Below are 13,675 nucleotides of genomic sequence, written 5' to 3'. Positions count from 1 at the left end.
GTCGAACTACCTCGAAACGAGGTAGCTCGATACGAGCTAGCATGGCTTCCGAGGCCGCTGCAAGGAGGAAGGCGCGTGCTGGAGTTGTCGATCCTGGGTTTCCTCGCCGAGGAACCGCTGCACGGATACGAGCTGAAGGAGCGCATCAAGGCGCTGAGCGGTCATGTCCGCCCGGTCAGCGACGGCGCGCTCTATCCGGCCATCAACCGGCTCCTCGCCGGCGGACTGCTCGGCCAGCGCACCGAGGAGGGCACGAGCGCCGCCCCGCGCCGGGTGCTGTCCCTGACGGCCAAGGGGCGACAGGAGCTGCTCGCCCGGCTGCGCGACCCCAAGCAGGCGGAGATCACCGACCACGTCCGCTTCAACACGCTCCTGGCCTTCCTGCGCCACCTGGACGACCCCGCCGAGCAGGCATCGGTGCTGCGCCGTCGGCTGGACTTCCTTCAGACTCCGGCGAGCTTCTTCTACCGGCAGGGCGAGCCGGTGCGCGCGGAGGAGGCCGGGGACCTGTTCCGCGAAGGCATGCTACGGGTCACCCGGGCCACCGGGAAGGCGGAGCGGGCCTGGCTGCGCGAGGCCATCGAAACGCTCGGCGCATCCAACTGACCTGCTGGAAAAGAGGATTGGGCGTCACCCGGTCCGGGTCAGCTGCGCCCGCACGTACTCCCGCCACTGCTCGGTGAACGCTGCCGGTGTGGTCCCCAGCACCTTCCTCAGCGCGTCCTCGACCGCGCCCGCCCGCTGTTGACGGGTGCCGACGGCACGGTAGAAGGCGTCGAGCCGGGCCTGGCCCCAGTGGTCGGCGATCATCCGGCAGGCCAGCCAGCCGCCCTCGTAGGCCCGGGCGAGCTCGGCCGGGTCGCTGGTGAAGCCGAAGTCCTTGTCGGTGGGGAGCTCGGTGGGCGGGTGGCCGTCCTGGACGGCGCGGGTGAGTTCCGGCGCGGCCTCGGTGGGGGTGCGGCCGGTGCCGAGGTAGCCGATCCAGTCCGCGTAGCCCTCGGAGAGCCACAGCGGGGTCGCGGCGGTGGTGTGCGCGCGGGTGGCCACATGGGTGGTCTCGTGGGTGAGCACGACCTGCTTGCCGAGGTCGCCGAGGATGGCGTACGCCTCCGGGTTGACCACCACCCGGTCCGCAGGCGCCTTGCCCGAGCCGCCCGCCTCGCCGGTGGTGACGGCGGCGATCCCCCGGTAGTCGGCGGCGGGCGAGCCGAGCAGCTCCGCCATGCCCTGCAGGGACCGCGGGACCAGGACGACGACATGGCGGGTCCAGTCGGTGCCCCAGACCCGGGAGACGGCCGGTACGGCGCGGTCGGCCAGCGTGGCGTATCCGCGTAGCCGGGCGGCCGTCCGGCCGGTGCCCAGTACCAGACTGTGCGCACCCTTGACGGCGGTCACCGGGCCCTGGTCCCACAGCTGCTGCCCGCCGTTCTTGGCGGGCCTGTCGGCGGTGACGTACCACTTGCCGTCGGCGGTGCGGCCCAGGGTGAGGGTGCGGCGGACGTCGACGGGGGCCTTGTCGTACCCGGCGACGCGGTAGCTCAGGTCGGCGTCGGCGGTGGCGCCGGCGGTGGTCTGGTGCACGGCGGTGACCCGGTAGGTCCAGGAGGCCAGCGGGAGGGCGCGCAGCCGGGTGTACTCCGTGCGGGTGCCCGTCGCCCCGTACGCCGTCTCGTCGTGCCCGAGGAGCGCGGCCGAGCGCCGGTCGAGCAGCTGCTGCACCTCGGTGCGGGCGGAGTCGGCGGGGGTGCCGCCGCAGCCGGCCAGGGGCAGCAGCAGCCCGAGCCCCACGGCCCCGATGCTCCACGCCCGCCTGCGACCAGCCACTTCCCGATCGTAACGGCGCGCGGCGCGTTCAGGGCCTGGTGACCGAGGAGATCGGCATCATCCCGACCGGGTCGTAGCGCACCGCGGCGCCCGGATAGGGGGCGTGGATGACCTGGCCGTTGCCCGCGTACATCCCCACGTGGCCGGCGTCCGAGCGGTAGATCACCAGGTCGCCGGGGCGGGCCTGGGAGAGCGGGATGTGCCGGCCGGCGAAGCGCTGCTCCTGCGAGGTGCGCGGCAGCTGGATCCCGGCGTGCGCGTACGACCACTGCATCAGGCCCGAGCAGTCGAAGCCGGAGGGGCCGCTCGCGCCCCACACATACGGCCGGCCGAGGGCGGAGCGGGCGGCGGCCACCGCGGCGGCGGCGCGGGCGTCGGGGGCGCCGGCGCCGGTCAGGTCGGACAGGTAGGACAGGTCCATGCGGCCGGAGTCGTCGGAACGCGAGGCACGGCCGAACGCGGCGCGCTCGGCGGCCGGGAGCAGGTTGAGCAGCTTCTGGGCCTTGGCGAGCTTCTTCTCCACGGTCCGCTTGTGCGCGGCCACGGCCTTGCGGCTGCTGTCCAGCTCGGCGAGCTTCCCGGCCGTCTCCGTGCGCTCCTGGGCGAGCTCCCGCAGTGCCGACTGCAACTCCCGGAGCTGCCCGGCCTGTTGGCTGGTGATGCGGTCGAGGGTGGACGCCTTGTCGAGATAGTCGTCGGGGTCGCCGGAGAAGAGCAGGGCCACGGCCGGGTCGATGCCGCCCGCGCGGTACTGGGCTCCGGCCAGCGAACCGAGCTGCTCGCGCAGGGTGTTGATGCGCTGCTGCTGCCGGGCGATGTGGTCCTGGGCGTCGCGTACCTCGCGGCGCAGCGTGCCGGCGCGCTCCCGGGCCTTGTCGAAGGCCTGGGTCGCCTGCTCGGCCTCCTGGTAGAGCCGGTCCACCTCGGCACTCGTGTCGGTGTGCGGAGCCGCGTGCGCCGGTACGGCGCCGAGCGCGGCGGCCGCGGCCGACAGGACACACAGGGCGGCGGCGCCCCGGTCGAATCCGGAGGAGGCAAAACGGCGATGAGACCCCACGGCAGTCCTTCTGCTGGCGGACGAAGACCGCTTCCCCGGCGCCTGGGGACGGGGAGGCCCCGGCGCCGGGGAAACGCGGCAGACAGTAGCCGTGCGCGAGGGGCCCGACCAACGGCCGTGGCGGCGACATACGGTGACGCCCCGCCGCTGGCCCAGGTCAGTGGCGGGGCGGGGCGTCAGTTCCGGTCCAGGGGATTCGCCCGTTCGGGCGCCCCCGCGCGAGCGTTTCCCGCGGGATCGCGGGGGTATCAGACCCGGTTTCGCGGGGGTGTTGTGCCAGGGGCGTCAGACCCGGACGCCGAACTGGAAGGGCATGTCGGACATCGCCTCGTAGCGGACCACGGCACCGGTGTGCGGGGCGTGCAGCACCTGGCCGTTGCCGGCGTACAGACCCACGTGGTGCAGGTCGCCGTAGAAGAAGACCAGGTCGCCGACCTTGAGCTGGCTCTGGTCGTAGATCCGGCTGCCGATGTTGGCCTGCGCCTCGGAGGTGCGCGGTATGGAGACGCCGGCCTGGGCGTAGGCCCAGGAGGTCAGGCCCGAGCAGTCGAAGGAGGAGGGGCCGGAGGCGCCGTAGACGTACGGCGAGCCGATCCTGCTCTGGGCGGCGGAGAAGGCCGCCGAGGCGCGGCCCGAGGCGGGCGGGGCGTCGCCGAGGTTCACCCGCTGGCTGGAGGAGCGGTCGGCGCGCGCCTGCTGGGCGGCCAGCTCCTGCTTCTCCTTGGCCGTCAGGGTGTTGAGGAGCTTCTGCGCCGCGGCGAGCTTGCCCTGGACTTCCTTCTTCTTCTCCTCCAGCTGGGTGCGCGTGGAGGAGAGGTCCTTGAGCTTGTCGGCGGCCTCGGCGCGCTCCTGGGCGAGTTCGCGCTGTTTGTCCTGAATCTTCTTCAGCGCGTCGACCTGCTGGGCGCTCAACTGGTCGAGCGTGGAGGCCTTGTCGAGGAAGTCGTCCGGGTTGGAGGACAGGAAGAGCTGGACCGAGGGGTCGATGCCGCCCGAGCGGTACTGCGAGGTGGCCAGCGAGCCGAGGCCGTCGCGCAGCTTGTTCAGGTCCTGCTGACCGCGGGCGACGTTGTCCTGGATCGTGGATATTTCCTTCTGCAGCTTCTGCTGCTTGTCCTTCGCCCCGTTGAACTTCTCGGTGGCCTGCTCGGCCTCCTGGTAGAGCTTGTCGACCTTGGCCTTGACCTGGTCCTTGGTGAGCTTCTGGCTCGGCGCGGCGTTGGCGGCGTTCGCGCTCAGGACGACGGCAGCCGCGGCTGCGGTGGTCAGCACGGTCACGCGAGCGCGACTCTGCTGCTTGGGTCGACGGTGGGACGCCACGGAGGACGAACTCCTTCTTGTGAGTGATCACCCGTTCGGAGGTTCGAGCCATGACCCTAGTGACCCACTTGTGATCAGATCAAATCCTCACACCAAAAAACCTCGTCACACAATGCATTCTTTGCACACAAGTCACATGCGGTGAGGCGTGGTTGACACTACGTTGCGTGATGATCAACCCAATTCGGGCATTGCATGCGCCCGTTGGACCTTCAGGACAGTCGCTTCAGAAGCACCGCAGAGGCGACCGGACGGGCACCCGCTCTGGCGACTCCGTCGGCCACCTCCCGGTCGGTGGAGACGACGATGACCGGACGGCCCGGCGGCTCCGCGCGCACGAGCTGCCGGATCAGCTCGTCGGCCGTGACGCCCGGCTTCGAGAACAGCACCCGGACGCCGCGCGGCGGCGCCAGCAGCACCGGGGCGGCCAGTTCGGCGCCGTCGAAGACACAGGTCACCTCGGCGCCCGTCTGCGCGGCCAGTGCGGAGAGCTGGCCGAGGAGCCGGAGCCGCTGCTTCTCCAGCGGCATCTGCGGATAGCCGGTCTTGGTGACGTTGTAGCCGTCGACCACCAGATGCGCCTGCGGCAGCGCCAGCAACTGGTCGAGGATGCCCGGATCGTTCTCCGACAGGGCGCGCGCCGCGATGTCCTTCGGTGTCATTCGTCCCGGTTCGACCGCATCCACGGTCTCGGCGGGCCGTACGAACACGGGCGGCAGGGCGAGTTCGCGCCGCAGCCCCTGGGTCGCGTCCAGCAGGGTGTCGAGCAGCAGCCGTACCCGCATGTCCTCCACGCTGCGGCCCTCGCGGGCGGCACGGCGGGTGGCCTCCAGCGCGGCCTCGGCCTCGCCGAGGCGTGCCCTGAGCCGGCGGGACTCGCTCTCGGCGGCCGACACCTGCAGGTGCGCCTCGGCGCGCACGGCGGCCATCTCGCCCTGGGCCTTGCGCAGGGCGGCCTCGCCCCGCTTGACGTCACTGAGGGCGGCCCGGAGCTTACGGTGCAGCGACTCCGCTTCCTTCTTCGCCGACTCCAGCTCCGTACGCAGCCGTTCGGTCTCGGCGCGGGTGTGCTCGCGGGCCCGGGCCAGCTCGGCGCGCAGCCGCTCCAGCTCGGCCCGGCTCTCCTCGTCGGCGCGCTCGGCGTCCGCGCGCTGGACCTCCTCGCCGACCGCCGTGACCAGCTTCACCCAGCCCGTCGGGCGCAGTACATAGGCCGCGGCCGCCACGTCGAGCGGATCCGCGGCCGGGAGCGGCGAGCCGGAGTCGAGTGCGCCGGCGAGTTCCGGCTGCGCCTCTCTGAACTTCTCCCCGATCCGCTGCCGGAACAGCGCATCGGTCTCCAGCGCCGCCGCCATGGCGTTCCCGGCGAACTTCGCCCGGCGACTGGGGGTGAACCGGGCGTACTGCCTCAGCTGGGCGGGCAGTTCCGAGACGGTCAGCCGACCGAAGCCGTCCGAGATGATCTGGACGACTCTGCGGCGCACCCCGTCGGGCAGCGGACGGTCAAGCACCTCAGCGGTGCCGTCGCCCGGCCCCCCGCCTGTGGTCTCCACCATCCGTCACACCCCACTATGTCAACTTCTTCGGGGCCGCTCCGCTCAGGAGCCGGCGCCCGGCCTGTCCACGAGTTCCACCTGGTCCACCGCGTTGCACCAGCGGCACCGCACCGACTCGATGGTCTCACTGACCACCTCGCGCTCCTCCACGGTCGGCTCACCGGCCAGATCGAGGTGGACGTACTCGACGACCTTCGAGGAACGCGTCACGTCGAACCGGGTGAGGTTGCCGCACAGGGCGCAGCGCCATCGGGTGGTGGCGGTCGGCAGGGGAACCGTCATCGTGGCTGTCCGCTTCCTTGTCGTAGTCGCTCGCCGCGCCGCCGGCCGACGCGTGTGGCCGTAACCCTACGGCCTGGCGGCAACTCGCCGCTGGTCCGTCCCCGGCGGCGAGGCGGTCTGTCCGCTTGCGTCCCGTTACGCCATGCTCTGTATTCATGATCAGCCAGTGGAGCACGGCGGCCGGCAGGGCCTTCAGAGCGGTCCGGAGCAGCTCGGCACCCATGACGTACGGCCTCATCGCCCTGTGCTGCCTGCTCTTCGTCCTGGGCCCGGCCTCGGGGCTGACACCGGGATACGGCTCCCGGGACGGCCTGCCGGCCGCACAGCAGGCGTACTTCCGGCGCTGGGGCGTGGTGCCGGCCGAGCTGTTCGCCAAGCCGGTGCGGGACGCCCTGACCCCCGCCACGGCCCTGTTCGTGCACGGCAGCTGGGTGCATCTGCTCGGCAACATGCTCTTCCTCTTCGTCTTCGGCGCGATGACCGAGGAACGGATGGGCCGGGTCGAGTTCACCTTCTTCTTCGTCGGCTGCGGCTATCTCGCCCTGCTCGGCTACGCGGCCGCCAACGCCGCCTCCGAGCAGTCGCTGGTGGGCGCGTCCGGGGCGATCTCGGCGGTTCTCGGAGCGTTCCTCTACCTGTTCCCGCGCGCCCGTGTGACCAGTCTTCTGCCATTCCTGTTCTTCCTGCCACTGCGGTTCCCCGCGTGGGTCGTGCTGCCGTTCTGGGCGGCGCTGCAGTGGGCGGCGGCGGAGCAGAGCTCCGACGGCCCCGGGGTGGCGTATCTGGCGCACCTCGTCGGCTTCGGTCTGGGCTTCGGCTACGCGTGGGTCCGATACGGCCGTACGACTAGAGTGAAGTGCGCCCCAGCTCCGGCACCCGAGGGAGAGAACCAGCCGTGATCACCGCGATCGTCCTGATCAAGACCAGCGTGGACCGGATCCCCGAGATCGCGGAGCAGATCGCTTCGCTGGAGTCGGTGAGCGAGGTTTTCTCCGTCACCGGCACGTATGACTTGATCGCGATGGTCCGGGTGCGGCGGCACGATGATCTCGCCGATGTCATCCCCGGCCGGATCAGCAAGATCCCCGGTGTGGAGGGCACGGATACGCATGTGGCGTTCCGGACGTACTCGCAGCACGACCTGGAGGCCGCGTTCTCGATCGGCCTGGACAACTAGGGTTCGTCCCTGGTTGCCCGCGCCGTCCCCCCGCACCGTCCGGGTGCTGATCACACCGCCGGTACGCAGCGGCCGTCCTCCGTCCTGTACGTCCACTTCGCACCCTCGGTCACGAGTTCCCGGACCGCGGTGACGAAGCGGTCGACATGCTCGTCGGGGGTGCCCGCGCCGAAGCTCACGCGGATGGCGTTGAGGGACTTCTCGCCCGGCGCGGCCTCGGGGGCGCCGCACTCGCCCTGGGTCTGGGGGTCGGTGCCGAGGAGGGTGCGGACCAGGGGGTGGGCGCAGAAGAGGCCGTCGCGGACGCCGATGCCGTACTCGGCGGACAGGGCCGCGGCGAAGTGGGAGCTGTTCCAGCCCTCGACGACGAAGGAGATCACGCCGACGCGCGGGGCGTCGTCCCCGAAGAGGGACAGCACCTTCACCTGGGGAACCTCGGCCAGGCCCGCGCGGACCCCGGCGATCAGGTGCCGCTCGCGGGACACCAGGGCGTCCCAGCCGGCCTCGGTGAGCGCCTTGCAGGCCGACGCGATGGAGTAGGCGCCGATCACATTGGGCGATCCCGCCTCGTGCCGCGCGGCGCTCTCGTGCCACTCCACGTCCACGCCGCCGTCCTGCCGCCGGGAGACCGTGCGGCTGGCCCCGCCGCCCGCCAGGTACGGCTCGGCCGCGCGCAGCCAGTCGGTGCGGCCGGCCAGGACCCCGGAGCCGAAGGGCGCGTACAGCTTGTGGCCCGAGAAGGCGACCCAGTCGAGGTCCAGGTCACGGACGGACACGGGGTGGTGGGGGGCCAGCTGGGCGGCGTCCAGGACGATGCGGGCCCCGTGCGCGTGGGCGGCCGCCGCCAGCTCCCGTACGGGCCACAGCTCGCCGGTGACGTTCGAGGCGCCGGTGACGCAGACCAGGGCCGGGCCGTGGGGGTCGCGATCGGCGAGGGCCCGCTCCAGGGTCGTGACGGCCTGCTGCGGGGTGCGCGGGGCGTTGAGGTAGGTGACCTGGGCGTCCTGCCAGGGCAGCAGCGAGGCGTGGTGCTCGGTCTCGAAGACGAAGACCTGGCAGTCGGCGGGGAGAGCCCGGGCCAGGAGGTTCAGGGAGTCCGTGGTGGACCGGGTGAAGATCACCTGGTCGTCGGGGCGGCAGTCCAGGAACTCGGCGACCGTCTTACGGGTGTTCTCGAACAGGTCGGTGGAGAGCTGGGAGAGGTAGCCGGCGCCACGGTGGACGCTGCCGTAGTACGGCGCGTAGGCGGCTACGTCGTCCCAGACGCGCTGCAGGGCGGGGGCGCTGGCCGCGTAGTCGAGGGCCGCGTAGGTGACCTCGCCGCCGGTGACGAGCGGCACGGTGACATCCCGGCCCAGAACGGGCAGAGGGGAGCAAACGGACTGGTCGGAGGCAGCGGTGAAGACAGACATGGGTGGACTCCCGTGAGGACGTACGAGAAAAGGCGTACGTGGAGAAGCGAAAAAAAGGGTGTGCGGAGGCGGGGCTCGGCGGCCCTATCGCATTCGCTTGCTCACGGAAGGCTCCCTCGATGACCAGGACCCCTGGTCCCGCGCTCTCAGCAGCGCGCGAGGGGTCCGCGCTTGCCGTAGACCTCGCTGCCTACGGCCTGGTCCTCACCCGGGGCACCCCGCCACGGACGGAGGGTTGCCGGACAGCCGGCCGGGGCCGAATGGCTGTCACTCATGACCTGGTACAGGAACGTACGGGAAATGATCGTCGTCCCGCAACCCGAGTCCGGATTGCGGGACGATCCCCGGTGAGCACTAGGCGTTGCTCGCCGCCACCCACCGCTCCAGCGTCCGCTTCGCCGCACCGGAGTCGATCGACTCCGCCGCCGTCGCCATCCCGGCCCGCAGCTGCTCGGTCAGCGACGCGTCCGTGGGCCGCAGCGCGACGAGCGCCGCCGCCGAGTTCAGCAGCACCGCGTCCCGTACGGCGCCTGTCTCACCGTCGAGCAGGCGGCGGGCGACCTCCGCGTTGTACGACGCGTCCGCGCCGCGCAGGGCCTCCACGGGGACGAGGGCGATGCCGACGTCCCTCGGGTCGAAGGTCTGCTCGGTGACCTTGCCGTCCCGGACGACCCAGACCCGCGAGGTGGCGGTCGTGGTCAGCTCGTCCAGGCCGTCGTCGCCGCGGAAGACCAGGGAGGAGTTGCCGCGCTCGGCGAGGACGCCGGCCACGATCGGGGCCATCCGCAGATCCGCCACGCCGACGGCCTGGGCGCGGACCTTCGCCGGATTGGTCAGCGGACCGAGGACGTTGAAGGTCGTACGGATGCCCAACTGGCCACGGGCGGCGGCCACATGGCGCAGCGCCGGGTGGAACTTCACCGCGAAGCAGAAGGTGATCCCGGCCTCCTCGGCGACCTGCGGGACCCGCTCCAGCGGGAGGTTCAGATTGACGCCCAGCTTCTCCAGCACGTCCGACGCGCCCGACGCCGAGGACGCGGCCCGGTTGCCGTGCTTGACGACCTTCGCGCCGGTGCCGGCGACGACGATCGAGGACATCGTGGAGATGTTCACCGTCTTGGCACCGTCACCACCGGTGCCGACGATGTCGACGGTCTCCCCCGGCACCTCGATGACGTTGGCGTGGGCGTACATCGCGCGGACGAGCCCGGTGATCTCCTCCACCGTCTCGCCCTTGGCGCGCAGGGCCACGGCGAACCCCGCGATCTGCGCGTCCGTCGCCTCCCCGCGCATGATCCGGTCCATCGCCCATGCCGTGGCGTCCGCGCTCTGGTCCCGGCCCTCCAGCAGGGCGTTCAGTACCTCGGGCCAGGAACGGCCCGCCGCGGTGTCGCCTCCAGCGGGGGTCACAGCGCTCATCAGCCGCTCCTGGTGTCGTAAGAACAGTGTGATCCCAGCCTATCCACCCGCGGACACGGCGAAGGGCCCCGTCCGTAAGCCGGACGGGGCCCTTCAGCGTGGCGTGGCGACGCGGGGATCAGTGGTGGCCGTGGCCGCTCGTGATCTCCTTGTACTCGTCGACGGTCGGCTTCGGGATCTGGTTGTCCTCCCCGTAGTAGGCGCTGGACAGCTTCACCCGGAGCTTCTCCGAGGCCGGCACCTTGCGCTCGACACCGTTCTCGTCGACCGTCGGGCCGATCTCGGCCGGCTCGTACTGGTGGTGGGCCGTGAGGGTGTGCAGCTGCTCCTGGCTGAGCGGCTCGTGCACCTCGATGAACTCACCGTGCGGCAGGCGCTTGATGATGCCGGTCTCGCGACCGTGCAGCACCTTCTCGCGGTCGCGGCGCTGCAGACCCAGGCAGATCCGCTTGGTGACGAGGAACGCGATGACCGGGCCGACGAAGAAGAAGATCCGGACGAACCAGGTCACGGCGTTGATCGACAGGTGGAAGTGGGTGGCCCACAGGTCGTTGCCACCGCCGACCAGCAGCGTCAGGTACACCGTCATCCAGGCGACACCGAGACCTGTACGGGTCGGAGCGTTGCGCGGGCGGTCCAGGATGTGGTGCTCGCGCTTGTCGCCGGTGACCCAGGACTCGATGAACGGGTAGACCGCGATCGCCACGAGGACCAACGGGAAGATCACCAGCGGGATGAACACGCCCAGGACGAGCGTGTGACCCCAGAGGTTGATCTCCCAGCCCGGCATGAAGCGGATCAGACCCTCGGAGAAGCCCATGTACCAGTCGGGCTGGGCGCCGGTGGACACCTGGTCCGGACGGTAGGGGCCCATGGCCCAGATCGGGTTGATCTGGGCGATCGCCGAGATGGCCGCGATGACACCGAAGACCAGGAAGAAGAAGCCTCCGGCCTTGGCCATGTAGACCGGCAGCAGCGGCATGCCGACGACGTTCTTCTCGGTCTTTCCGGGACCCGCGAACTGCGTGTGCTTGTGGTAGAAGACCAGGATCAGGTGGCCCACCATCAGGCCGAGCATGATGCCCGGCAGCAGCAGGATGTGGATCGAGTAGAACCGGGCGACGAAGTCGTGACCGGGGAACTGACCGCCGAAGAGGAAGAACGACAGGTACGTGCCGACGATCGGCACGGACAGGATCGCGCCCTCCATGAAGCGGACACCGGTGCCGGAGAGCAGGTCGTCCGGGAGCGAGTAACCGGTGAAGCCGGTGAACATGCCGAGGACGAACAGCAGGAAGCCGAACAGCCAGTTGATCTCACGCGGCTTGCGGAACGCGCCGGTGAAGAACACGCGCATCATGTGCACGAACATGCCGGCGAGGAAGATCAGCGCGGCCCAGTGGTGGATCTGCCGGATTAGCAGACCACCGCGCACGTCGAAGGAGATGTGCAGGGTCGAGCTGAACGCCTCGGACATCAGCTGGCCCTGCAGCGGGACGTAGCTGCCGTGGTACTCCACCTCGTTCATCGACGGGTGGAAGAACAGCGTCAGATACACACCCGTGAGGATGATGATGATGAAGCTGTACATGCACACTTCGCCCAACATGAACGACCAGTGGTCGGGGAAGATCTTGCGCATGTTGGACTTGGCCAGGGCGTAGATCCCGAGCCGGCCGTCGGCCCAGTCGGCGACGCGCTCGCCGGCCGGTGCCTTCCCGCGAGAGCGGGGCGTCTCGTTCGCTGCAGTACTCATCCGCGCTCCCAGAATGCAGGACCGACGGGCTCCTCGAAGTCGCCGAGCGCCTGGAGGTAACCCTCGCTGTCCACACCGATGCGCAGCTGCGGCAGGGCGTGGCCGGCGGGGCCGAAGATCACTCGGGCACCGTCGGAGAGGTCGAAGGTGGACTGGTGGCACGGGCACAGCACGTGGTGCGTCTGCTGCTCGTACAGCGAGATCGGGCAGCCGACGTGGGTGCAGATCTTCGAATAGGCGACGATGCCCTCGTGCGACCAGTCGAGCTCGCGCTTGTCCTTGATGTTGCCGGGCTGCAGCCGGACGATCATCAGCGCGGCCTTGGCGATCTCCGTCTGGAAGTCCTCGTCCGTCTCCTCCAGCCCGTCGGGCTTGGCGAAGGTGAGGGAGCCGACGGCGACGTCCTCGGGGCGCAGCGGCTGGTTGGTGTTCATGTTGACCAGGCGCTTGCCCTTGGCCCACAGCGTGTGGCGCAGCGAGGTACCGGGCAGCGGACCCAGGTCGCGCAGCAGCATGACGCCGGAGAGCGGGAACAGCGCCAGCGCGCCGAACATGGTGTTGCGGAGCAGCTTGCGACGGCCGAGCGCCGACTCCTTGGCGCCCTGGCGGAAGTCCGCGTGGACCTTCGCCCGGACGTCCGCCGGCGCCTCGATGGCGTGCCGGTCGTCGGCGACCTCCACGTCGGACATCAGGGTGCGGGCCCAGTGGACCGCGCCCGCACCGATGCAGAACAGCGCCGCACCGAGGGTCAGGCCCAGCGCGAAGTTCATCGCGCTGAGGTGACCGATCGGGAAGACGAAGATGCTCTTGTCGTGCGGGATCGTCACGTACGAGACGATGAAGCCGACGGTGGCCAGCATCGACAGCGTGAACAGCAGGGCGACCGTGCGCTCGGACCGCCTGGCGGCCCGCTCGTCGATGTCCTGGATGCGATGCTCGTGGGGCGGCAGCCCCGGGTCGGCGAACGGGTTCTCCTCGTCCGCGACCGTCACCGCGCCGTGGGCGTGGTCCTGCTCAGCGGGCAGGTTCTCTTCTGGAATGTCTTGGCTACTCATGACTTCTTGGCCTTTGCGGTCCGAGCGGCGACCCAGACGGCGACGGCGATCAGCGCGCCGAGACCGAAGATCCAGGCGAACAGACCCTCAGTGACCGGCCCGAGGCCGCCCAGCTCCAGACCGCCGGGGTTCGTCGTGTCACTGCTGTCGACCGCGTGCAGGTACGCGATGATGTCCTTCTTGTTCTTCGAGGACAACGTGGTGTCGGGGAACGACGGCATGTTCTGCGGGCCGGTCTGCATGGCCTCGTAGATGTGCTTCGGGTCGACACCCTCCAGCGTGGGCGCGAACTTGCCCTTGGTCAGGGCACCGCCCTTGCCGGTGAAGTTGTGGCACTGGGCGCAGTTGGTGCGGAACAGCTCGCCACCCTTGGCGATGTCCGCGCCGTCGGGGCCGTACTGGTCCTTGGTCGGCACGTTCGGGCCGGCGCCCAGCGAGGCGACGTACGTGGCGAGCTGGTCGATCTGCGTCTGGTTGTAGACGACCTTCTTGCGCGGGACCTGGGCGCCCTGCGAGGTGGCGGCGGGCATACGGCCGGTGCCGACCTGGAAGTCGACGGCCGCGGCACCCACGCCGACCAGGCTCGGCCCGTCGGAGGAGCCCTGGCCACCGGTGCCGTGGCAGCTGGCGCAGCCGACCTCGTAGAGCTTCTTGCCCTCCTGGATGGTCAGAGACTGGGCGGAATCATCGGCCTGCGCCTTGCCCGCGGGTGCGAACGCGGCGTACAGCCCCCCAGTGGCCGCCAGCGCGAGGAGTAGGACGACGACCGCCGCCAGCGGATGGCGTCGTCGTGCGGAGAGCTTTTTCACGGATTACC

At 70.3% G+C, this 13,675-nt stretch carries 13 protein-coding genes and 1 riboswitch; of the genes, 3 read left to right on the top strand and 10 right to left on the bottom strand.

Translation table 11 applies throughout. The annotated features are described in order from the left end of the window. Positions 1 to 75: 75 nt before the first annotated feature. Positions 76 to 606: a PadR family transcriptional regulator gene (locus AB0M27_RS00870; RefSeq protein WP_365716486.1), complete on the top strand. Its 531-nt coding sequence runs from the start codon at positions 76 to 78 to the stop codon at positions 604 to 606. A 24-nt stretch (positions 607 to 630) separates the two neighbouring features. Here AB0M27_RS00870 and AB0M27_RS00865 read toward each other — a convergent pair whose 3' ends face one another. The 5 genes from AB0M27_RS00865 to AB0M27_RS00845 form a co-directional block, all read right to left on the bottom strand. Further along, positions 631 to 1,824: a hypothetical protein gene (locus tag AB0M27_RS00865; protein WP_365716484.1), complete on the bottom strand. Its 1,194-nt coding sequence runs from the start codon at positions 1,822 to 1,824 to the stop codon at positions 631 to 633. Positions 1,825 to 1,852: 28 nt separating this feature from the next. Further along, the gene (locus AB0M27_RS00860) at positions 1,853 to 2,881 is read right to left on the bottom strand and encodes an NlpC/P60 family protein (RefSeq protein ID WP_365716482.1); all 1,029 of its coding nucleotides are present in this window, start codon (positions 2,879 to 2,881) and stop codon (positions 1,853 to 1,855) included. Positions 2,882 to 3,166: 285 nt separating this feature from the next. Further along, positions 3,167 to 4,201: an NlpC/P60 family protein gene (locus AB0M27_RS00855; RefSeq protein ID WP_365716480.1), complete on the bottom strand. Its 1,035-nt coding sequence runs from the start codon at positions 4,199 to 4,201 to the stop codon at positions 3,167 to 3,169. A gap of 212 nt (positions 4,202 to 4,413) precedes the next feature. After that, positions 4,414 to 5,757 (bottom strand): NYN domain-containing protein, encoded by a 1,344-nt coding sequence (locus tag AB0M27_RS00850; protein ID WP_365716478.1) that lies wholly within the window; start codon positions 5,755 to 5,757, stop codon positions 4,414 to 4,416. Between the two features lie 42 nt (positions 5,758 to 5,799). Beyond that, positions 5,800 to 6,039: a hypothetical protein gene (locus tag AB0M27_RS00845; protein WP_029382693.1), complete on the bottom strand. Its 240-nt coding sequence runs from the start codon at positions 6,037 to 6,039 to the stop codon at positions 5,800 to 5,802. A gap of 155 nt (positions 6,040 to 6,194) precedes the next feature. Between AB0M27_RS00845 and AB0M27_RS00840 the strand changes: the two genes are divergently transcribed. After that, positions 6,195 to 6,938: a rhomboid family intramembrane serine protease gene (locus AB0M27_RS00840; RefSeq protein WP_365716476.1), complete on the top strand. Its 744-nt coding sequence runs from the start codon at positions 6,195 to 6,197 to the stop codon at positions 6,936 to 6,938. Next, positions 6,935 to 7,216, top strand: a complete 282-nt coding sequence (locus tag AB0M27_RS00835; protein WP_365716474.1) for an Lrp/AsnC ligand binding domain-containing protein — start codon at positions 6,935 to 6,937, stop codon at positions 7,214 to 7,216. The genes AB0M27_RS00840 and AB0M27_RS00835 overlap by 4 nt, the downstream gene beginning before the upstream one ends. Positions 7,217 to 7,266: 50 nt before the next feature. On the opposite strand, the gene AB0M27_RS00830 is transcribed toward AB0M27_RS00835, so the two are convergent. From AB0M27_RS00830 to AB0M27_RS00810, 5 genes are all read right to left on the bottom strand, one after another. Further along, positions 7,267 to 8,628, bottom strand: coding sequence for an aminotransferase class V-fold PLP-dependent enzyme (locus AB0M27_RS00830; RefSeq protein ID WP_365716472.1), 1,362 nt, complete (start codon positions 8,626 to 8,628; stop codon positions 7,267 to 7,269). Positions 8,629 to 8,790: 162 nt separating this feature from the next. Beyond that, a riboswitch (SAM riboswitch) is annotated at positions 8,791 to 8,907 on the bottom strand. Positions 8,908 to 8,982: 75 nt separating this feature from the next. Next, positions 8,983 to 10,047, bottom strand: a complete 1,065-nt coding sequence (trpD, locus tag AB0M27_RS00825) for an anthranilate phosphoribosyltransferase (RefSeq protein WP_365716470.1) — start codon at positions 10,045 to 10,047, stop codon at positions 8,983 to 8,985. A 118-nt stretch (positions 10,048 to 10,165) separates the two neighbouring features. Next, positions 10,166 to 11,803, bottom strand: coding sequence for a cytochrome bc complex cytochrome b subunit (locus AB0M27_RS00820; protein ID WP_365716468.1), 1,638 nt, complete (start codon positions 11,801 to 11,803; stop codon positions 10,166 to 10,168). Then, complete coding sequence (locus AB0M27_RS00815) at positions 11,800 to 12,858, bottom strand: Rieske 2Fe-2S domain-containing protein (protein ID WP_365716466.1); 1,059 nt, start codon at positions 12,856 to 12,858, stop codon at positions 11,800 to 11,802. Before AB0M27_RS00815 ends, AB0M27_RS00820 begins: the two co-directional genes overlap by 4 nt. Beyond that, on the bottom strand, positions 12,855 to 13,667 hold the full coding sequence (locus AB0M27_RS00810) for a c-type cytochrome (protein ID WP_365716464.1): 813 nt from the start codon (positions 13,665 to 13,667) through the stop codon (positions 12,855 to 12,857). Before AB0M27_RS00810 ends, AB0M27_RS00815 begins: the two co-directional genes overlap by 4 nt. Between the last annotated feature and the right edge of the window lie 8 nt (positions 13,668 to 13,675).

The organism is Streptomyces sp. NPDC052107, assembly GCF_040680215.1.
In the GTDB taxonomy this organism is placed as follows: domain Bacteria; phylum Actinomycetota; class Actinomycetes; order Streptomycetales; family Streptomycetaceae; genus Streptomyces.
The sequence above is the reverse complement of the archived record's forward strand: the minus strand, read 5'-3'. Positions and strand labels throughout refer to the sequence as shown.

Coding starts and splice junctions, on each gene's coding strand:
- AB0M27_RS00840 (WP_365716476.1), top strand. CDS start 6,195: ATGATCAGCCAGTGGAGCACGGCGGCCGGCAGGGCCTTCAGAGCGGTC.
- AB0M27_RS00815 (WP_365716466.1), bottom strand. CDS start 12,858: ATGAGTAGCCAAGACATTCCAGAAGAGAACCTGCCCGCTGAGCAGGAC.
- AB0M27_RS00845 (WP_029382693.1), bottom strand. CDS start 6,039: ATGACGGTTCCCCTGCCGACCGCCACCACCCGATGGCGCTGCGCCCTG.
- AB0M27_RS00820 (WP_365716468.1), bottom strand. CDS start 11,803: ATGAGTACTGCAGCGAACGAGACGCCCCGCTCTCGCGGGAAGGCACCG.
- AB0M27_RS00850 (WP_365716478.1), bottom strand. CDS start 5,757: ATGGTGGAGACCACAGGCGGGGGGCCGGGCGACGGCACCGCTGAGGTG.
- trpD (WP_365716470.1), bottom strand. CDS start 10,047: ATGAGCGCTGTGACCCCCGCTGGAGGCGACACCGCGGCGGGCCGTTCC.
- AB0M27_RS00830 (WP_365716472.1), bottom strand. CDS start 8,628: ATGTCTGTCTTCACCGCTGCCTCCGACCAGTCCGTTTGCTCCCCTCTG.